The organism is Marinomonas phycocola (assembly GCF_047525455.1).
In the GTDB taxonomy this organism is placed as follows: Bacteria; Pseudomonadota; Gammaproteobacteria; order Pseudomonadales; family Marinomonadaceae; genus Marinomonas.
In genome coordinates this window covers 331228-353093 of the sequence record NZ_JBLIXL010000001.1, presented here as the reverse complement: position 1 = coordinate 353093, position 21866 = coordinate 331228, and the positions used below count along the sequence as shown (strand labels likewise).

Annotated in this window: 19 protein-coding genes and 1 other RNA gene; all 20 read right to left on the bottom strand. The window is 40.9% G+C overall.

Annotated features, from left to right (window positions below):
• Window positions 1–134 precede the first annotated feature (134 nt).
• A complete protein-coding gene (gene lpxC / locus ACMUMJ_RS01750; RefSeq protein WP_414677073.1) occupies window positions 135–1046 on the bottom strand; it encodes a UDP-3-O-acyl-N-acetylglucosamine deacetylase in 912 nt (303 codons plus the stop codon).
• 102 nt (window positions 1047–1148) lie between these two features.
• The gene (gene ftsZ / locus ACMUMJ_RS01745; protein ID WP_414677072.1) at window positions 1149–2384 is read right to left on the bottom strand and encodes a cell division protein FtsZ; all 1236 of its coding nucleotides are present in this window, start codon (window positions 2382–2384) and stop codon (window positions 1149–1151) included.
• 42 nt (window positions 2385–2426) lie between these two features.
• Window positions 2427–3692 (bottom strand): cell division protein FtsA, encoded by a 1266-nt coding sequence (gene ftsA, locus ACMUMJ_RS01740; protein WP_414677071.1) that lies wholly within the window; start codon window positions 3690–3692, stop codon window positions 2427–2429.
• A gap of 62 nt (window positions 3693–3754) precedes the next feature.
• Entirely contained in the window at window positions 3755–4435 is a 681-nt protein-coding gene (locus tag ACMUMJ_RS01735) for a cell division protein FtsQ/DivIB (protein ID WP_414677070.1), read from the bottom strand.
• A gap of 6 nt (window positions 4436–4441) precedes the next feature.
• Window positions 4442–5389 (bottom strand): D-alanine--D-alanine ligase, encoded by a 948-nt coding sequence (locus tag ACMUMJ_RS01730; protein WP_414677069.1) that lies wholly within the window; start codon window positions 5387–5389, stop codon window positions 4442–4444.
• Between the two features lies 1 nt (window position 5390).
• Window positions 5391–6812, bottom strand: a complete 1422-nt coding sequence (gene murC / locus ACMUMJ_RS01725; protein WP_414677068.1) for a UDP-N-acetylmuramate--L-alanine ligase — start codon at window positions 6810–6812, stop codon at window positions 5391–5393.
• A complete protein-coding gene (murG, locus tag ACMUMJ_RS01720) occupies window positions 6805–7884 on the bottom strand; it encodes an undecaprenyldiphospho-muramoylpentapeptide beta-N-acetylglucosaminyltransferase (RefSeq protein WP_414677067.1) in 1080 nt (359 codons plus the stop codon). Before murG ends, murC begins: the two co-directional genes overlap by 8 nt.
• The gene (ftsW, locus tag ACMUMJ_RS01715) at window positions 7868–9076 is read right to left on the bottom strand and encodes a putative lipid II flippase FtsW (protein ID WP_414677066.1); all 1209 of its coding nucleotides are present in this window, start codon (window positions 9074–9076) and stop codon (window positions 7868–7870) included. Before ftsW ends, murG begins: the two co-directional genes overlap by 17 nt.
• Window positions 9073–10419 carry a UDP-N-acetylmuramoyl-L-alanine--D-glutamate ligase gene (gene murD, locus ACMUMJ_RS01710; RefSeq protein ID WP_414677065.1) on the bottom strand — a complete coding sequence of 449 codons (1347 nt, stop codon included), beginning with the start codon at window positions 10417–10419 and terminating at the stop codon, window positions 9073–9075. Before murD ends, ftsW begins: the two co-directional genes overlap by 4 nt.
• Before the next feature lie 8 nt (window positions 10420–10427).
• Window positions 10428–11510 carry a phospho-N-acetylmuramoyl-pentapeptide-transferase gene (mraY, locus tag ACMUMJ_RS01705; RefSeq protein WP_414677064.1) on the bottom strand — a complete coding sequence of 361 codons (1083 nt, stop codon included), beginning with the start codon at window positions 11508–11510 and terminating at the stop codon, window positions 10428–10430.
• A gap of 14 nt (window positions 11511–11524) precedes the next feature.
• Complete coding sequence (locus ACMUMJ_RS01700) at window positions 11525–12874, bottom strand: UDP-N-acetylmuramoyl-tripeptide--D-alanyl-D-alanine ligase (protein WP_414677063.1); 1350 nt, start codon at window positions 12872–12874, stop codon at window positions 11525–11527.
• Complete coding sequence (locus tag ACMUMJ_RS01695) at window positions 12864–14348, bottom strand: UDP-N-acetylmuramoyl-L-alanyl-D-glutamate--2,6-diaminopimelate ligase (RefSeq protein WP_414677062.1); 1485 nt, start codon at window positions 14346–14348, stop codon at window positions 12864–12866. Before ACMUMJ_RS01695 ends, ACMUMJ_RS01700 begins: the two co-directional genes overlap by 11 nt.
• Window positions 14349–16103 carry a peptidoglycan D,D-transpeptidase FtsI family protein gene (locus ACMUMJ_RS01690; RefSeq protein ID WP_414677061.1) on the bottom strand — a complete coding sequence of 585 codons (1755 nt, stop codon included), beginning with the start codon at window positions 16101–16103 and terminating at the stop codon, window positions 14349–14351.
• Window positions 16100–16360, bottom strand: coding sequence for a cell division protein FtsL (ftsL, locus tag ACMUMJ_RS01685; protein ID WP_414677060.1), 261 nt, complete (start codon window positions 16358–16360; stop codon window positions 16100–16102). The genes ACMUMJ_RS01690 and ftsL overlap by 4 nt, the downstream gene beginning before the upstream one ends.
• 4 nt (window positions 16361–16364) lie before the next feature.
• Entirely contained in the window at window positions 16365–17306 is a 942-nt protein-coding gene (rsmH, locus tag ACMUMJ_RS01680; RefSeq protein ID WP_414677059.1) for a 16S rRNA (cytosine(1402)-N(4))-methyltransferase RsmH, read from the bottom strand.
• On the bottom strand, window positions 17303–17764 hold the full coding sequence (gene mraZ, locus ACMUMJ_RS01675; RefSeq protein WP_527195813.1) for a division/cell wall cluster transcriptional repressor MraZ: 462 nt from the start codon (window positions 17762–17764) through the stop codon (window positions 17303–17305). Before mraZ ends, rsmH begins: the two co-directional genes overlap by 4 nt.
• Window positions 17765–17966: 202 nt before the next feature.
• An RNA gene (rnpB, locus tag ACMUMJ_RS01670) (RNase P RNA component class A) lies at window positions 17967–18318 on the bottom strand.
• A 53-nt stretch (window positions 18319–18371) separates the two neighbouring features.
• Window positions 18372–19676 (bottom strand): sensor histidine kinase, encoded by a 1305-nt coding sequence (locus tag ACMUMJ_RS01665; RefSeq protein ID WP_414677058.1) that lies wholly within the window; start codon window positions 19674–19676, stop codon window positions 18372–18374.
• Window positions 19673–20380: a response regulator gene (locus ACMUMJ_RS01660; RefSeq protein WP_414677057.1), complete on the bottom strand. Its 708-nt coding sequence runs from the start codon at window positions 20378–20380 to the stop codon at window positions 19673–19675. Before ACMUMJ_RS01660 ends, ACMUMJ_RS01665 begins: the two co-directional genes overlap by 4 nt.
• A gap of 174 nt (window positions 20381–20554) precedes the next feature.
• The gene (locus ACMUMJ_RS01655; RefSeq protein WP_414677056.1) at window positions 20555–21853 is read right to left on the bottom strand and encodes an adenylosuccinate synthase; all 1299 of its coding nucleotides are present in this window, start codon (window positions 21851–21853) and stop codon (window positions 20555–20557) included.
• Window positions 21854–21866 lie beyond the last annotated feature (13 nt).

The window sequence follows — 21866 nt, the reverse complement described above, 5'->3', positions numbered from 1 at the left end:
TAGCACTCTTCTAAGACTTGGCACCGATACTCAACACCTACATAAAACACATCTAGCCTATTTTAGACAAAAAAAAGCCAGTACAAATCTATACTGGCTTTTAAATTAATAGGATGTCTATTGTATAAAAAATCCTATACAGTAACAGGTTCCGAATACGAAATAGGAAGCTGCTGACTTTCACTCTCAAAAACAACATACTCCCATGCATCTTCTTGAGCAAGCAACTCTCTAAGCAAGTTATTATTTAACGCATGACCAGATTTATTTGCCTTATATTCACCAATAAGACTATGCCCTAAAAGATACAAATCACCTATTGCATCTAAAACTTTATGCCTAACAAGCTCATCATGATATCTCAAACCCTCATCATTTAGCACTCGATATTCATCAAGAACAACGGCATTTTCCATGTTTGCACCACGCGCTAAATTATTACTCTTAAAGTATTCTAAATCCTTCATAAAACCAAAGGTTCTAGCCCTACTAATTTCCTTAACAAAAGCAGTTGTCGAGAAATCCACCACAGTTGATTGAACGTCTTCACCAATCGCAGGATGGTCAAAGTCTATAGAGAATGAAAGCCTGAAGCCTGAGTGCGGCTCTAAAGAAGCAAATTTATCTCCATCCCTGACAACGACTGTTTTTTTAATACGTATAAATTTTTTGTATGCATCCTGTTCTTCAAGCCCAGCAGATTGCAACAAAAAGACAAATGGACTAGCACTACCATCCATCAATGGAAGCTCGCTCGCACTAACCTCAACATAAGCATTATCAACACCTAGGCCCGCCATAGCAGACAATAAATGCTCCACAGTGCTTATTGTTACGCCATTACTACAAAGCGCAGTTGCTAAATTCGTAGAACCTACCGCTTCAGCATTTGCATGAATCTCCATGGCTGGCTCTAAATCTGTCCTAACAAATACAATACCTGAATTCACTGGAGCAGGCTTGAGTGTTAGATAGACTTTCTCACCAGAATGTAAACCAACTCCTGTAGCGCGAATAATATTTTTAAGGGTTCGCTGACGTATCATTGCTTTCCTACAATTATAAAGACCAATATATTACAGTCATGATAACAATTTAACTATTCTTACACAAACTGCATGAGCACCTTTGCACATTGCTTAACATTTTCAATCTGCCTGTCTACGCAAAAACGCAGGAATATCCAAATAAGACAATTTCTCTTCAGAGGATGAAGCTGGCTTTGAAGCAAGATCCGCATCCCCTTTTTCCGCCTCCGATTTTGGAGCATGAGCAACAGGTTCAGTAACAATTTTAGGCGTCATCACAGACTTTGATTCATTTGCTTGAGTCACCACTGAAACTGATGCAGGAGAAGCAACAGAATCACCAACAACTCTTTCCACAGATACACCCGAAGCCACAACAGTCGCACCCTCAGATCGTTCCAGCCCAGTAGCAACCACAGTAACACGCATCTCATCACCTACAGCTGGATCAATAGCGCATCCAACAACGACCGTTGCATCTTCAGAGGCATATTCTTCAATTATTCCACCAACCTCAGTGAACTCAGAAAGGCCAACCTCTTCATTTGCAGTGATATTGACCAAAACACCTCTAGCTCCTTTAAGATTAATATCTTCTAGTAAGGGATTATGAATGGCCGATTCAGCTGCCACTCGAGCACGATCCTCACCTGTAGAAGTTCCTGTCCCCATCATAGCCATGCCCATTTCCGACATAACAGTACGAACATCGGCGAAATCCACATTGATTAAGCCTGGACGCATAATCAAATCGGTAATACCTTGAACGGCATTAAACAAAACATTATTTGCCTCGCCAAATGCCTTTAGAAGAGAAATGTTCTTACCAAGAACAGGAAGTAAGCGCTCGTTTGGAACAATAATCAAAGAATCAACATTATCTCTCAACTCTTTAACACCTTCATCAGCAACCTTTGCCCTACGACGCCCTTCAAATGGGAAGGGTCGAGTGACAACTGCGACAGTCAAAATACCCATTTCTCTAGCAACACGAGCAATTACGGGAGCAGCACCAGTCCCTGTCCCTCCACCCATGCCAGCTGTAATAAACACCATATCAGCACCAGAAATAAGCTGTGAAATTTTCTCCTCATCCTCTAATGCAGAATCTCTACCAACGCTTGGATTCGCACCTGCTCCCAACCCTTTAGTTATTGTAGAGCCAAGCTGCAAGGAAACACCCGTTTCAAATCCAACCAATGCCTTTGAGTCCGTATTTGCACAAATAAATTCGACACCCTCAAGACGATTTTCCAACATATGGCGAACAGCATTACCGCCACCACCGCCAACACCAATAACCTTAATAACCGCATTATCAGACATATTATCATCGGCTAAATCAAAAACACTCATGGGCTTACGCTCCTCAACTTATACATTCGCTATCATCCCTGACTACAGATTACTTTGAAACCAATTCTTTACATTCCGCCATACATCAGTGACGTTTGCAGATACTTTAGAATCAATTTTTACAGAATCAGGGGTTTCACTAATCACTTTTTGAATTCTAGACGATGAAACACCATCAGAATCATAATTCTTACCACCAAGTGTTAACAATCCAACACCTGTAGAATAAATCGGGTTATCTACTGCGTCCGAAACACCATTAACTCTCTCTAAAAAAGAGACTCTCACCGGCATATCAAATACTTTTTCAGCTAGATCAATAGCCCCTTCAATTTGAGACGTTCCACCAGTTAATACGACACCAGCAGGAATACGCTCGGCATATCCGCTTCGTCTTAACTCGTCAAGAACTAAATTATAAATTTCCTCATATCTTGCCTCTACAACTTCCGCTAATGCATGGCGAGATATTGTTCTAGGCTGCCTATCACCGACACTCGGGACATCAATCGATTGATCTGAATTAGCCATCGAAGACAAGGCACAGGCATATTTGATTTTAATGTTTTCAGCATGCTGAGTCGGCGTTCTTAACGCCATTGAAATATCATTAGTAACTTGATCACCAGCCACAGGTACGACAAAGGTATGATGAATGGATCCATCAATCCAAATAGCCAAATCCGCAGTTCCCGCACCTATATCAACCAAGCAGACACCCAACTCTTTCTCATCTTCACTAAGAGAAGAATGACTTGATGCCAATTGAGATAAGATGACACCATCAACACCAAGGCCACATTTTTTAATGCATTTTTCAACATTCATCACTGCATTGGCCGCACCCGATATCAGATGCACATTTGCTTCCAATCTAACACCAGACATGCCCAAAGGATCTTTAATCCCTTCTTGAGCATCTATGCTGTATTCTTGCGGCAATATATGTAACACTCTTTGATCAGATGGCATAGGAACCGCCTGAGCAGCATCAATAACCCGCTCAATATCAGCCTCTTGAACCTCACCATCTTTAACCGCAACAATACCATGAGAGTTTAAAGACCGAATATGGCTACCTGAAACACTGACAAATACAGAATGAATATTACATCCAGCCATCAACTCGGCTTCCTCTACCGCTCTTTGAATCGACTGCACTGTCGATTCAATATTGACAACAACACCTCTTTTCATACCTTTAGCAGCATATGAACCAATACCAATGACCTCAACATGACCATCACTGGTAATCTCACCCACTAAGCAAACTATTTTTGATGTGCCTACATCCAAACCGACTATCATCTAGATACCCTAAACAAACTGATCAAAAACCAATCAAACAAAAGCAAAACTCAGACCAAGTACTAGATCTCTTTCTTCCACTCTACCGATACTCCATGAGGATAACGCGCATCTATACTCACGATTTTATTTATTCTACCTGATAAATCACTTTTATACACGGCAATAAAGCGCTGGAGCCGCTCCAATACATCATCACGCCCCAAACGAACAATCAAATCATTAGACAGAGTTATTGACCAAGCACCTCTTGCTTCAAGATTAAGATTAACCGCTCGTAAATCGCTAGAAGAGAGAACCTGACTCACTAGTTCAAACTGCTCTAAAACAATCTTATGTGTCCCTTCAGGTCCAAATAAACGAGGAAGTGGAAGATTAGGAACCTTGATAGGGGTGATAATCTGCCCATTTGAGGTAATTAAATTCCTATCGCGCCATACAGCTAAGGGAATGTGCTCAACAGCGTAAACCTGGATAGAATTCGGCCAGATTTTTCTAACAGACGCAGATTTAACCCATTCGGGAGTCGTTGCTAATACTAAAAGATTATCTAGAGAATGAGATAACAAACTCTCGCCCAACAAATTGTTATAAAAGTTCAGTAGCTGAGTGTCCGATGTATACTGAAAATTTCCCTTTACAGAGACGTGCTCAATTACAAACCAATCCTGCTTTTCAATATAGCCTTGAAATGTGGCCAAAATGACAAGCAAAGAAGCACCAAACAAAGCCAATATTCTCATTGTATTTTATTCCGCAGACCAAGCTAATAATACAATTTTCTCAACTAACTCAGCATACGTAATCCCTAGATGAGCCGCTGACATTGGCACCAAACTATGCGATGTCATTCCAGGAGAGGTGTTCACTTCTAACACCCAAAACTCCCCTAATTGATCCTGCATAACATCTACGCGCCCCCACCCAGTGCAACCAACAGATAAATACGCTTGTAATGCAATACTCTGCACATGAGACTCTTCCGCTTCACTTAAACCACACGGCAATAGATATTGAGTGTCGTCTGCGAGGTACTTGGCATCATAATCATATATGCGATGATTTTCAGCAGGCTTTAAGCCAATCACTGGATAAGCTTCTTCTCCAATAATTGCCACTGTGAATTCAGGCCCATCAACGAATTGCTCAACTAATATCTCAGAATCAAACCTTAAAGCATCTTGTAAAGCAGACTCAAGCTCTAAACGGTTTAACACTTTATTAATACCGAAAGTAGAACCCTCACGAGAAGGCTTAACAATAATAGGATAAGAGAGTTTTTGCTCAATTTCTGCAATCGATGGCATAGAACTAAAAGAAACGTATTTCGGCGTTGGTATACCAATCCCCTGCCAATATTTTTTACTCAAAACTTTATCCATAGCAAGGCCGCATGCCAAAGGGCGGCTCCCAGTATAAGGTTTTTTTAACATTTCCAACAAAGACTGAAGTCGCCCATCCTCACCCTCTCCTCCATGAAGAGCAATATACGCTAGATCATAATTAGCCTCTAACAACTGAACAACTGGATTCTGCTCACCATCTTCGCCATACAAATCAATTTCAACTACTTTATAACCCTTATTTAATAACGCTTGAGCGACTAATTGACCACTTTGAAGAGACACATCTCGTTCTGATGATTTGCCGCCATATATAACAGCAATAACCGATTGTTTAAGGGGTCTTTTGCTCATATCAAATCCCATCCACTGCAAGTTTCTTTGAAATAACCCCAATATCACCAGCACCCTGAGTGATCATCAAATCATCGCCTTTCAACACATTTGCAAGAATAGATCTCAAATCATCGGTCCTACCAACATATATCGGATCAATACTGCCTCGCTGGCGAATACTACCACACAGGGATCGACTGTCGGCACCGTTGATGGGGACTTCTCCAGCAGAATACACCTCTAACAAAAGTAGAACGTCAACTTGCGATAAGACCTGAACAAAATCTTCATATAAATCACGCGTTCTTGTGTATCTATGAGGCTGATAAATCATAACTAATCGTTTTTCTGGCCACCCTTCCCTTATCGCCTTAATTGTCGCATCTACTTCTCGAGGATGATGGCCATAATCATCAATAAACATTACCTTCCCAGAGTCTTTGAGCGTTAAAGATGCTTGCTCTTGAAAACGCCTGCCCACTCCCTCAAACCCCATTAATCCAGCCTGAATGGCTGAACCACTCACACCCAAATCTGTTGCTACAGCAATGGTCGAAAGTGCATTCAAGACATTATGCTTACCCGGCATCGGAAGCCTAATTTTCAATGGCTCACATTCAGGACGATGCGCTAAAAACTCACAAAAACGGCCAGTTTGAACAATATCGGTAGCATACACATCGGCCACCTCTTCAATACCATATGTCAAAATTGGACGACTAATATGAGGCAAAATATCTCTTACATTTCGATCATCAACACAAAGAACAGCCAATCCATAAAAAGGCAAGTTATGAATAAATTCAAGAAAGGCTTTTCTGACATTTTCAAAATCACCTTGATACGTATCCATATGGTCTTCATCAATATTTGTCACAATGACCGTTTGAGGCTGCAAATGCAAAAATGAAGCGTCACTTTCATCGGCCTCAGCAACAAGGTAAGCACTGCTTCCCAGTTGAGCATTCGCTCCTGCACTGGTTAAACGACCACCAATAACAAACGTTGGCGCCTCTCCAGTAGATGCGAGAACAGATGCCATTAAGCTTGTTGTCGTGGTCTTACCATGCGTACCAGCAACTGCAATCCCGTGACGATATCTCATCAACTCAGCAAGCATCTCTGCACGCCTAACAATCGGAATTCTATTCTTCTTTGCCCATTGAATCTCTGGGTTTTCAGGATTAATTGCAGTAGACACCACAATAACATGCACGTCATGAACGTTTTTTTCTTCATGACCAATAACAACGGTTATACCCAAGCTCTCCAACCTTTGAGTCGTAGAGGATACATTCAAGTCAGAACCAGAAATTTGATACCCTTGATTGTGAAGCACTTCAGCAATGCCACACATCCCCACTCCACCAATACCAATAAAATGGATTTTCTGAATACGTCTCATGGTAGGAATATTGTACTGCGTTGTTAAATCAATCATTTTTTATCTGCCCTAGACACTGTGAAACAACATCTTGTGTTGCATTAGGAAAGCTCATTTTCTTTGCATTCTCTCCCATTTTTTGCAACTGTTCTCGGTCATTTACGAATTCTTTAAATAAACTGGTTATTTTTTCTACCGTTAGCTCTTTTTGTGGAATTAATATAGCAGCCTGACATTGCTCTAAATATTTTGCATTGACCGTTTGGTGATCATCAATTGCGTGAGGATAAGGCACTAATATAGACGGCAACCCTAACAACGATAACTCACTGACCGTCATGGCACCTGCTCGACAAACCACTAGATCAGACCAATAGTAAGCGCCTTCCATATTTTCAATATAAGGTTCGACTCTCGATTCAATCCCGTATGAACTATATTGAGCAACAACAGAGCTGTAATTATTTCCACCCGTTTGATGCCAAACATCCAATCTCTGCAATTCATCCCAGCCATTCAATACATCAGGAATAACATCATTAATCGCTTTTGCCCCCAAACTCCCACCGACAACTAAAACCCTCAAAGGCCTAGCAATATCCATATTGATTTGTTTACTCGCTGATTGGGCTAATGCTGAGCGAATAGGATTGCCTACTAATTTCCCTTTATTTAGCGCACCTTCAAATGCACATAACGAAAGGTTACTTATGCGAGACAATAAACGATTGGTTGTTCCTGCCAATGCATTCTGCTCATGAATGATTAGTGGTATTCCTAATAACTTAGCAGCGATGCCTCCAGGGCCAGCAACGAATCCCCCCATCCCTAAAACAGCATCAGGCTTTTCATGACGTAAAATAGACAACGCTTGACCAATGGAATACACAATACGAAAAGGCGCTAAGAGCAACCCTTTCAGTCCTTTACCTCTTACACCTTTAATAGACAGTAAGTGCAAACGAATATCTAAAGAATCTCCCACTAAGCGCTCTTCCATCCCGCCTTTAGAACCCAGCCAAACAGTTTCAACACCCTGTTTATTAAATTCTTCACTACAGGCTATCGCAGGGTAAATATGGCCACCGGTTCCACCAGCCATAATCAATACTTTAAGAGTCTTCGACAAAATCCAGCTCCGTTGCTTCTGATTGCTCAATCTGTTTTTTTTCAGTTGAAACAATACGTCTATTTTCAATATCGACACGAGCGATGACAAATAAACTCGCAACGGTAATAATCAAACTACTACCACCAAAACTAATGAGAGGCAGAGTTAGGCCCTTTGTTGGCAAAATCCCAGTATTCACTCCAATATTAATTACTACTTGGGCAACAATCAAAATCGCAAAACCGTAACAAAGATAACCCGAAAATGACCTGGAAAACATCAATGCGGTTGTGCCAATCTTGAAGGCACGACTGATCATTAATACAAATAATAGAATTAAAATGAGACCACCAACCATGCCCGATTCTTCAACCCAAATAGAAAATACAAAATCGGTATGGGCTTCAGGTAAATAGGATAATTTTTGCACACTATTACCAAGACCTAAACCAAACCACTCTCCTCGCCCGTATGCGATCAAAGCTTGGCTTAATTGGTAGCCTTCATTGAAAGGGTCTGCCCAAGGGTCAATAAAGTTCATTAATCGTTTCATACGATAACTTTCAGAAACAGCAACCAACCCTAGAGCCACAAACGCACCAAGGAGCAATAATAAGAATTGGTAGACTCGTGCGCCCCCAATAAACAACATCGCCATTACTGTACCAAGTAATACCACTGAGGCACCAAAATCAGGCTCCATTAACAATAGGAACAAGAAAATTATGCTGAGGAACAATGGCAATAAAAAACCACTCCACTTTTCTCTAACTTGCTCGGATCTACGCACAAGGTAACCAGACATGTAAACAACCATACAAACTTTTGCTACCTCAGAGGCCTGTAGGTTGAAGATAACAAGGTTAATCCATCGCTGACTACCGTTCACACTTTTTCCGATTCCTGGAATCAAAACAAGTACAAGGAGAAACAATGAAAAGAACATAACAAAAATACCCCATCGATGCAGCAGGGCAGTAGGCAAATGCACAACCACACTGCCTACAATAAGAGCAAGTGCTAAGTAGATAGTTTGACGGATGACAAAAAAATAAGGATGACCATGGATATTGTCTGATACAGCGACTGACGCACTGGCAACCATAACAAGGCCCAATGCAATAATGCATAAAGACGACATTAAAAACCAAACATCGACATTAAAGAACTCTTTTGCCGACACTTTATCAAAAATATTCAGAACATTCATAAGGCCCGAACCAAACTGATAAAGTGATCTCCTCTATGGGTATAACCTTGATACATATCAAAACTCGCACAAGCTGGCGAGAAAAGAACAATATCACCCACCTGAGCAAAAGAATACACAGCATTAACAATAGAGTCTAAATCATCATGCCGATGGCAACTAACACCCGCACCAAGCACAAATTCCAAGCTATCTGCATCTGCACCAAACAAATACGCATGCTTAACATATTGATTGACCGGTTTAATTAGAGGAGAAAAATCGGCACCTTTACCATCACCACCCAATATAAGATGGATATTGGGTTTATTCATGCCAAGACCCTCTAGAGCCGCTATAGTAGCACCGACATTTGTACCTTTAGAGTCATTCACATAGGTCACCCCTTTTATCTTTCTTACCGTTTGACATCGATGAGGTAAGCCTCCAAATTCAGACAAATATTGGGTTATAACATCTTTTTTGAAAGGAACATTAAGCATTTCTAGAATGGCTAATGCTGCGAGTATATTAGAATAATTATGCTTGCCTTTTAATTTAATTGAAGATGTGTTTATGAGCCTCTCTACTCCACGACAAAGCCACAAATCCTTTCCATCGGGCAAAAGCCCAAACTCTTTTAAATCAGGAATACCAGTCGTAAATGCACTTACTGGTGTACGCTCAGGCAATAAAGGAACAGTAAGAATGTCTTGCTTATTGCACACTGCTGCTCTGCAATACTTATACACTCTCTGCTTCACTCTTTGATAATCATACAACGAATCATAACGATCCATATGATCTTCACTAACATTCAAAACAGTAGCAACGGCCGCCTTTAATGAGCGTGTTGTTTCAAGCTGAAAACTTGATAATTCCAGCACATAATAATCTACTGGCTCAGATAATAGATCTAATGCAGCAGAGCCTAAATTACCGCCTGAAACCGCTTGATAACCAGACACGTTCAACATATCTGACACCATGGTGGTTACTGTGCTTTTTGCATTAGAACCTGTAATCGCAACGATTGGCGCATCCACATAATCACAAAAAAGGTCAATATCACCACGCATTAAAACGCCACTTTTCGAGAGCTGTTTTAATATAGGATGACTGAGAGGAATACCTGGACTGACATACAGCTCCGTAACAGGTATCGTTAATAATACATCCAAATTTCCTAAAAATATTTTTTCTGCGGGACACAATTGCTGAACTTCATCAATCCCGGGTGGCTGCTCCCTTGAATCAATAACGTAAAAATCGATATTTTGACTTGCAAGAAAACGAGCGCATGAAACACCAGAAACCCCCAAGCCAACGACAGCACGGACTCTATCAGAGGAAATAACTGACATAATGCCTCCTAACGTACTTTTAGTGTAGCAATTCCGATCAATACCAAACAAACCGTAATAATCCAAAAACGAACAATTACTTTTGGTTCAGCCCAACCTTTTAGTTCAAAATGATGATGTATTGGCGCCATTCTAAAAATTCTACGCTTTGTTAATTTATAAGAAGCGACTTGCAAAATAACAGATACCGTCTCCATAACAAAGACACCGCCCATAATGAACAGAACAATTTCTTGTCGAACAATAACGGCTATCACTCCCAAAGCAGCACCTAAAGCGAGGGCTCCTACGTCCCCCATAAAAATTTGGGCAGGATAAGTATTGAACCAAAGAAATCCTAATCCAGCCCCTACCAAGGCCGAGCAGAAAATCATAATTTCCCCCGTTCCATCGACATAGGGGATCAGTAAGTATTCAGCAAATTTCACATTACCTGTTAAATAAGCAAATAGACCTAAAGCACCACCCACTAAGACAGTAGGAAGAATGGCCAACCCATCTAATCCATCTGTAAGGTTAACCGCATTACTGGTCCCAACTATAACAAAATAGGTAAGAACGACATAAAATATGCCCATAGGAATAACAACATCTTTAAACAATGGGACAATTAATGCTGTTTCCGCTGGCGTTACTGCCGAGACATAGAGGTAAATTGCAACACAGAGTCCAACCACACTTTGCCAAAAATACTTCCATCGACTAGGCAAACCTCTTGGGTTTTTTTCAACTACCTTTTTGTAATCATCGACCCAACCAATCACACCAAATGCAAGAGTTGCCAAAAGAACAACCCAAACATAACGGTTACTCAAGTCCCCCCACAATAATGTACTAACGGAAATAGAAAAAATAATTAAAGCGCCTCCCATTGTCGGAGTTCCTGCTTTATTTAAATGACTTTTAGGCCCATCATTGCGAATCGCCTGCTCCATTTGCAACTTTTGCAGCAAAATGATCGCTTTTCCACCAATTAATAATGAAATGGCAAGTGCAGTCAGCACACTTAAAATCGCTCTTAAAGAAAGGTAATTAAACACCGTAAAAAACGCATCGTACTGACTTAAATAGTCAGCTAACAAAAGTAGCATGAGGTAAGTTTTTCCTAATAATCGAGCTCTTCAATCACTTTTTCCATTTGGGCCGAACGTGAACCCTTAATTAAAATAGCGGAAGACTCATTTAATTCTTTTAATTTTTGGGCAATTTCAGCGTGAGTATTGTAAACGAAGCCTTGACCACCCTGCTCAGAAAAAACTTTCACAGCTTTTCCTGCTGTAGGGCCTAAGGCAATCAATACATTAACACCAGACGAAAATGCATAACGCCCTATCTCTTCGTGTATCTCAGTTTCTAACAAACCAAGCTCACCCAAAGCACCTAAGACAAAAACACGCTCTTGTGCATTTTGAAACATTAAAACATCAATTGCAGCATTTACGGATTTTGGGCTGGCATTATAGCAATCGTTAAGCAAAAGAGGGCGATGCTGTGACATTATTTTTTGCAAACGCCCTGAAATAGTTAAGGGCATGGACAAAGTTTGAACAGCCAAAGAAAATGACCACCCCAAAGAGATCAATGTTTGCACAACGGCCATTGCATTTGCTACTTGGTGTTTACCTGGACTTGCCACACTGGCTCTTAAGCTCTCGTTCTCATAGTGAAAAGTAACAACAGAAGAATCAGCATGAAATTCAAGATCATCGGCATACAAATCAGCATTAGATTCAAAACCAAATGACTTAATTTGCCTCCCAACAGAAAGACCAACCCAATAAGAATAAAAAGGATCATCCCTATTCAAGACGACAACACCTTCTTTCTTAGACGTTAATAACAAGGCTCCCTTTTCCTGAGCTATCGCCTCTAAGGAGCCAAAACCAGAAAAATGACTCCCACTCGCATTTGTTATAATCGCGATATCAGGAACAATAACAGCTCCCATTTTTGGAATTTCACCCGGAAAGCTCGTTCCTGTTTCAATAATAGCAACTCGATGATGCTCTTCCAGATTAAGCAGTGTTTTAGGAACACCAATTTGGTTATTTTCATTTTTTTGAGTTTTTAAGACGCTCAGATTCTGAGATAGAATTTGAGACAGCCATTCTTTTACTGTCGTTTTACCATTACTCCCTGTTATCGCTATAATAGCCCCTTTAAACTGACTGCGAATATAATGTGCAATGTCACCATAAGCTTTAAGCGTATCCTCAACAACAATAGTAGGATAAACCCCCAGATCCCTCTCCACTAATGCGGCACAAAATCTACCCTCTAATGCTTTTTTTACAAAATCATGACCATCAAAAACATCGCCTTTTAGAGCCACAAAAATAGCATCGTTGCATACCGTTCTAGAATCCGTTGAAATGGACAATATTACCCTATCCGCTCCAATAAGTTCGCCATGACAAATCTCGGCAATTTGACTCAGCAAAAGATTACTTAGCATTTTTTTCTAATACCTTTTGAGCTTCCAAAACATCATCAAAAAAATGTTTTACCCCCATCACATCTTGATAGGTTTCGTGCCCTTTCCCAGCGATTAAAATAACATCCCCTTTTTGCCCAGTAGAAATAGCCTCTTGAATTGCTTGATGACGATCAACAACAACAGATAAACGCTCATCCACTAAAGAGTTATCAAGACCGTTCAATGCATCAGCAATAATATCGTCAGGGTCTTCAGTTCGAGGATTATCAGAAGTGAGCCAAACCAAAGAAGAATCACAAAGCGCTGCGGCCGTCATAAGAGGGCGCTTCCCCTTATCTCTATCTCCACCACACCCGAACACACAAATAATACGTCCCTCTGTATGACCTTTTAATGCCGCCAATGAATAAGAAAGAGCGTCGGGCGTATGCGCATAATCCACAACAACTAGAGGCATCCCTTCATAGCTTAATTTTTGCATCCTTCCTGGCGCACCCTCAAGATAAAAAACCCCTTCGATTAATTTTTCTTTATTTGCAACAAAGTCCCAAAGTGAGGCAATGGCAGCCAAAGCATTGGAAATATTAAAAGCACCCAGCAAAGGCAGGAATATACGACGGTTTCCGCCAGGGTAATACAAATTGAAATAACTACCATTAGAATCATAAACAATTGACGTGGCATAAAAATCGGCACACTTACTCATGACACTATAAGAATAGATGGGGCACATTATGTCTTGAGACATAAATTCAAAGTAATCGTCATCTAGATTAATAACCGCTCTTTGTAGATCAGGATAATCAAATATTTTTTTCTTCGCTTGAGCATAGCTGCTCATTGTCTCATGGTAATCTAAGTGGTCTCTAGATAAGTTCGTAAAAACGGCACATTTAAAAGGTACGCCATCCACACGCCTTTGATCTAAAGCATGAGAAGATGCTTCAAATGCAACTGTTTCTAGCTTTTTTTCATAAAAGTCATCTAATAACATATGTAAAGAAAGCGTATCTGGAGTGGTTTGCTTCGCCTCTTTTAGGTCACCTAGCTTACCTACACCAAATGTCCCAATCAAGCCACTCTTATGCCCAACATAGCGTGCTAACTGGGCAATATAATAGCTGATCGAAGACTTACCATTCGTACCTGTAATGGCGATTAACGTCTCTGGGTAGTGACAAACCAAGGTATTAAGACAAACCGATAGGCTATTAATAACATCGTCCGATGGAATTAGAGCAATTGAATCTAGTGGTAACGTTTTTTTTAAAAGAGGTATCAAGTTTTCAGGAACAACGGCAAACTGACACCCTCGTTCAATGACCTTAAGCAAGTAATCCCAACCTTGACTCTCAACACCAGGTAAAGCAAAAAACAAACTGTCAGCTGTAACTCGCCGACTGTCAGTTTGCACATTCGAAATAATAAAATCTGAGCAATCATTCGGGATAGATAGCGCTACCGCATCAGCAAGTTCGCACAGTGTAAACATTTAGCCTCCTAAAACGACTCTTTGAGAAGACTTTTTATCTACACGCACTTCTCTAAGACCATCAGGTAAGTCGGGAGAAATATTGAGAATTGTCATCGCTCCCTCTATTACACGTGAAAAAACAGGTGCGGACACCTCACCTCCATAATATTCTCGTCCTTTAGGATCATTCACCATAACGACCATTGCCAACCTTGGATTCGTTGCAGGCGCAACTCCGGCAAACAATGATATATATTGATCGTATTCATACCCATTCGCCCCTACCTTATGCACCGTCCCTGTTTTACCAGCAATACGATACCCTGGAATTTTAGCGGCTTTACCAGAACCTCGCTCAACAACCGCCTCCATCATCTTAATAACGTCTTTCGCGACTTTTGCTGGAATAACCTGCTCACCCTGCGGGCGATGATCCTGTTTAAAAATAGTAACAGGAACTTTATAACCTCCATTCGCCAATACCATATACGCTTGAGCTAATTGGAGAGTTGATAACGACAAACCATAGCCATATGCCAGTGTCGCAGTTTCCGCAGGTCTCCAGCGAGTATGGACAGGCAATACTCCTGTTACTTCTCCAGGAAACCCAATACCAACAAGTGAGCCTATACCTAGCTTATAATACATATTCCACACGGCATCTTGTGGCAAAGCTAGAGCAATTTTGGATGTTGCAACGTTACTTGATTTAACCAACAACGTTTCTAAATCAATTTTTCCATAGTTACCTAAATCACGAATAGTTTGTCTTCCAAAGCGAATATAACCTGGTGCCGTATCTATTTTAGTTTCAGTCGTATATTGTTTTGAAGTTAGTGCTGCGGATAAGGTCAAAGGCTTCACAGTTGACCCAGGTTCAAACAAATCAATAACAGCGCGATTTCTTAATTGATCGTACTCTAATTTAGAGCGGTCATTAGGGTTAAAAGAAGGCTGATTCACCATAGCAAGAATTTCACCCGTTTGGACATCTAGAATCACAGCAGACGCTGACGTTGCTCTATGCTCTGTTACTGCTGCTTTTAGCTCCCTATACGCTAAATACTGCAACCTTAAATCAATACTTAATTCTATATTTTCACCAGATTGTTCAGGCGTTTCTTCACCTATAGTACGAATCACATTGCCTCTTAGGTCTTTAACGAAGCTACGCTCCCCCGCCTTACCCTGTAGAGCTTGGTCATACGCCAATTCAATACCTTCTTGTCCCGAGTCATCCACATTCGTGAAACCCACAATGTGCGAAGCGACTTCTCCTGCAGGGTAAAAACGTTTGTATTCTTTTGTCCGAGTGACACCCACAACGTTCGCAGCCATAATCTGATCAGCTTCATGAGGCGGTAATTGACGCCTTAAATACATAAAAGACTTGTTACGATTTTTCTCAAATCGCTCTTTCAGCCAAGAAGAACCAACCCCCATAGCTTCTGATAGACGCACAATTTCAGACTCAGGCGTTGCACCGTTTTCAAACGTTTCATTCCATAACTTTTTAGGGTTTGCAATCACCGTCCATGTAGGCGTGCTAACAGCAAGAGGTTCACCACGACGGTCTAAAATCATACCGCGTGTCGCTGGTATTTCTACTGTCCGCTCAGCACGAATGTCCCCTTGGTTCTGCAAGAAATCCTTATCTACTACAGTCAAGAAAAACAAACGACCACCCACCATTAAAAATAAAATTAAGGCGATGCCGTAGACAATGTAAAAACGCCACTTTTCAGGTGTATATGAAGAGTCTTCAATTTTCATGGTTTCACTATTACCATTTCATTTGGTGTAGGGGCACGCATATTCAAATCCTTCACAGCTGATTGCTCTAATCGACTAGGCTGAGTTAAGGCACTTTGCTCTAGCAGCAACTGCCCCCATACAACCTCATAATTTGTTTCAGTTTTCTTTAATTTCTGTAAATAAGAAAAATCTTTTCTGAAATCATACACCTGTGACACTAACCCTATAGAAACAGCAGTAAGGCATACTGCCGCGACAAATACTGTGATTAACATGGGCCTAGTCACTTGTGCGCTCCAACACTCTCATCACGGCACTCCGAGAACGGACATTATCTTCAACCTCTTGCTTTGAAGGCTTGTTCGCTTTACCAATCGAACGAAACTTCACATCCAAATGTGCATTTTGAATTGGAAGGTATCTAGGCAATTCAGGACCTTTTGATTTTAGTTTCATAAAACGCTTCACAATTCGATCTTCTAATGAGTGAAAGCTGATGACAACCAAACGCCCACCGACTTTCAATGATGCGACAGCGGCTTCTAAGCCTTTTTCTAGATCTCCCAATTCATTATTAATAAAAATTCGAATTCCTTGGAAGGCTCTTGTTGCAGGGTTTTTTCCCTTTTCCCAAGCTGGATTAGCTTCCGTAATAATTTTGGCCAACTGCAAAGTCGTTGTAATTTCAGTATGTGCACGATATTGGCAAATGGCTTTAGCGATACGCCGAGAGAAACGCTCTTCTCCATATTGATACATGACATCTGCAAGGTCTTTTTCATCGACATATTTAATCCATTGAGCCGCACTCACGCCCTCATCAGGGTTCATTCTCATATCTAATGGACCATCATTCATAAAACTGAAACCACGCTGTGCATCGTCAATTTGAGGAGAAGACACACCCAAATCCATTAAGACACCATCTACTCGACCTTCGGAGCCAGATAATGTCTTTATTGGCTCAATCATATTAGCGAAGCTGTCTTGAATAATTTGAAAACGGCTGTCTTCAGTATGTAAAGCGTTACCATACTCAATGGCAACGGGGTCTTTATCAAAACCAAGTAATTTACCTGAATCAAGCTTTGATAAAATCAGTCTGGAATGCCCACCTCGACCAAATGTGCCATCAACATATAAACCATCTTTATCAGTAATAAGCATATCTACTGACTCATTTAACATCACACTAATATGCTGTGGTACGGAGTCTGTCATAGCGAAATATCCATTAAACTTTCAAGTTGTTGTTTGTCAGTAGAACTAAGCTCTAAATACTCTTCTCTTTGGGTTTCCCAATTAGAATGACTCCAAATTTCAATTTTTTTACCTTGACCTAACAATGTCGCCTTCTTATCTAATTGTGAGAATTCCCTTAAAGGTGCAGGAAGTAATACCCTCCCCGCTGTATCTATATCCAAATCAGTGGCGTGCCCAACTAAAAGACGCTGCAATTTACGTGCTTGTGGTTGAAATGACGGCAGCTTGTCTAACTTTTCTTGTATTTGTTCCCATTCAGATAACGGATACATCAACAAACAACGGGACATAGGATCAATTGTAACAACCACTTTAGGGTCATCATATTGAACCAGCTCTTCACGCAGTCGTGTAGGGAAGGTCATACGACCTTTCGCATCTACACTCACATGATGAAGACCTCTAAACATTCCCATAGCCCACCTATCGACACATTTCCCCACAATTTAACACTTTTCACAAAAAATATTTAAAAAAAATTGAATTTTTATCCTTTTTTTACAAAAAAACTCATAAAACACCTTATTTCATGAAAACGAAGTGAAAGAAAACATTTAGATTGGAGTTAGATGTATAGAATTGAGTGTCTGAAAGAAATGAGAAAGAAAGAGATGAAAAGGTGCAAGTTGGCCGATAAGCCGGGTTCTGTCGTGGACAGCCATTCATCTCGAACATACATTACTGCATGCCTCTAGCGACCTACCCGAACTCAGCGCGGGTCACGCCGAAGAGTTCCTATTTGGTCTTGCTTCAAGTGGGGTTTACCATGCCACGAGCTGTTGCCAGTCGCGCGGTGCGCTCTTACCACACCATTTCAACCTTACCGGCAGTAAACTGCTTAGGCGGTGTATTTTCTGCTGCACTTTCCGTAGGCTCACGCCCCCCAGGCGTTACCTGGCACTTTACCCTGCGAAGCCCGGACTTTCCTCCATCCCTCATAATGAGAAACAGCGACTGCCTAGCCAACTTGCGGCGCGAATGTTACTTAATTAGCTAAGAGATAACAAGAAAAAGACTACTTTATTAACTCATCGGTAATGAAAAACGTACTTCTAACCCTCCTTCAGGCCGATTACCCGCTTTAATTACTCCATTATGAGCTCTTATAATACGTTGGGCGATCGTTAAACCAACACCAAATCCACCACTATTAGATTCTCTTGCAGAAGATGATCGATAAAACGCATGAAAGATTTTCTCTAACTTATCTTCATCAACTCCTGGGCCTTCATCTCGAATGATGATATTTGCATAACCAGAGGACTCACTGGTTTCAATTTCAACACGCGCACCCGAAGAGGCGTAAAAACACGCATTACGCAAAACATTTTCTATTGCATGTCGTAGCTGTAATGGATCACCTAAAAGCGTTTTTGGTGTAGAGCCCACCTTAACTACATGGATACTTTTAAGTTGCGACTCAAAGTTCACGTCATCCACAATGTCACTCACCCAACTCTGGAGATCGATACTTTCTTTTTTAAGGGAAGCCGCCTCAAGGCGACTCAAAGTAAGCACTTGCCCTATCAATTCATCCAATTCATGCAGTTCTGTACGAATCCTATCAAGGTAATTCTGTTGTTGCGGTAAACCTTGCTTATCTTCAGCAATAGTCAACGCAACCTCAATTCTTGATAACGGCGTCCTAAGCTCATGAGACACATCCCTCATCAACCTCTCTTTGGATGACAACAATACTTCTATACGCTCAGCCATTTCATTAAACTCTTGCGCTAATTTCCCAATCGCATCTGAACGCTGAGCCAACTTAACATCAACCCGAGCTTCCATGTCTCCACGTCCAAACGATCGAGTGGCTTTTTGCAACTTTAACAGTGGGCCTAACAACCAATAGGCAACGATCGCACTGGACACCAACAAACCTAACAATGAAAAAGGCAAAATCAGCTCGGGGTTAGAAGACTTTAACTGAGGGCTCGGCCGATAGATAAGCAAATACTGAACATTGCTCGTTCCTATTACTTGAATAAACTGACTGTCTAAAAAATCAGCGAGAGGCCGTCCTAAACGCCCATCTTTTTTACCAGGCAAATTTCTAGGAAGAGGCTTTAATAAAGAAACTCCATTTTCTTGATATAAAAACAATTTACCCGATAATTTTTTTTCGAATGTATGTGCCAGTTCTTTTACAGGTACCACACCAAGCTTTTCATATACCGAAACCAGCTGCACACCGACATCACCCAATACATCAGCAGACACTTGCTGAGGCTTTTGAATAAGCTTCACAACACCAAACCCAATACTGACAACCACTATATTGGATAAAAGAATAACCAAGAACACTCTAAAAAAAGTATTCTTCATAGCAAAGAATTACCCTTACCATGCTCAACAAAAATATAACCAACGCCACGAACCGTTTTTATCCTTGGCTCTCCATCAGGCAGCAGGCCAATTTTTTTACGTAAATTACTAATATGCATATCAAGGCTTCGATCATACAACGTTAACTTTCGACCCAAGGCTTTTTCAGATAATTCTTGTTTTGTTAAGACTTGCCCCGGCAGCGACAGCATACATTCCAATAATGTGTATTCAGACGTAGTCAATTCAATCAGTTCACCCTCAAGAAATACACTACGATCTTTTCTTCTTAATAACAGACCATCCAGCTCCATATCGTCAGTCGAATCATCCGATTTTTCATTTGAAGAGCGACGTAAAATGGCTTTAATACGAGCCAACAACTCCCTTGGATTAAAGGGCTTTGATAAGTAATCATCAGCCCCCATTTCCAGACCTAAAATCCGATCTATATCATCTCCTTTAGCCGTCAACATAATGACAGGGATTTTACTCTTAACTCTAATTTGCTTTAGCGTTTCAAATCCATCCAACTCAGGCATCATCACATCAAGAATAACGACATCAGGAGAGGTTTGAGCCATTAACTCAATGGCTTCACGACCATTCCAAGCGTGAACTACCTCATACCCTTCCCCATTAAAATATTCTTTTATCAACTCAGATAAGCGAGAATCATCGTCTGCCAACAACAGCTTAACCATAAAAACCTCCAAACATGAAAAGCCTACAACTCAATATTCTTTACATTCTATCTCACGAAATACGAGACAGGTGCTTGATTTTCAAACCCTTTACAATGAAAAACAAAACTTAGCGTATTTTTCACGCATAAAAAAAGCCGAAAGTATCGGCTTTTTAAAAAACACACTTAGATTTTATTGCTTAAACGGGTCTTTTAGGACAATGGTTTCTACGCGGTCAGGGCCAGTAGAAATAATATCAATAGGAACACCAACCTGCTCTTCTAAGAAGCGAACATAATTTTGTGCATTCTCAGGAAGCGCCTCAAAGCTTGCAGCACCTACAGTAGAATCAGACCAACCAGGAAACTCAACATACACAGGACGAGCCGCCTCGTAACCTTCACTATCGATCAATGAATCAGATACCGCTTCACCTTGATCATTAGCATAAGCAACACACACTTTAATGGTTTCAAATCCATCCAATACATCCAACTTAGTCAAACATAAACCAGAAACTGAGTTAATTTGAACGGCATGCCTTAACGCTACAGAATCAAACCAACCACAACGACGCGCACGTCCAGTTGTTGCTCCAAATTCGTGCCCGCGCTCTGCCAGCATTTCACCATCTTTATCAAACAACTCCGTAGGAAAAGGTCCCGAACCAACACGTGTAGTGTATGCTTTAGTAATCCCTAAGACATAATCTAAATACAAAGGCCCAAAACCTGTTCCAGCAGGAGCACCGCCAGCGGTTGTATTCGAAGAAGTTACATAAGGATAAGTGCCATGATCAACGTCTAACAAAGACCCTTGAGCACCCTCAAACATAATGTTTGCGCCAGATTTACGCAAATCATGCAAAAGAGAGATCGTATCCGTAACCATTGGACGTAAGAACTCAGCCATTTTCAGACCTTCTTCATACACTTCATCATAAGAAATCTCATCGACTTCAAAATAATTTTTCAACATAAAATTATAATAAGACAATACGTCTTTAAGCTTCTCTGCAAAACGAACTGGATCTAATAAATCACCCACACGAATCGCACGACGAGCAACTTTATCTTCGTATGCAGGCCCAATACCACGACCAGTAGTACCAATTTTTTTAGCGCCTTTGGCAATTTCACGAGCCTGATCCATAGCAATATGATAAGGCAAAATTAAAGGGCAAGCCGCACTAATGCGCAACCTTTCTACTGCAGGAATACCTTGCTCTAGCAACTCGTTCACTTCTTTTAGCAAAGCAGCAGGAGAAAGAACAACACCATTACCGATAACGCACTGAACATCATCACGTAAAATCCCTGAAGGAATCAAATGTAGGACTGTTTTTTTCCCATCAATAACTAGGGTATGCCCTGCATTATGACCACCTTGAAAGCGCACAACAGCAGCGACTTCCTCAGTCAGCAAGTCTACAACTTTACCTTTACCTTCATCACCCCACTGGGTGCCTAGAATAACTACGTTCTTACCCATAATTTCAGGTCTC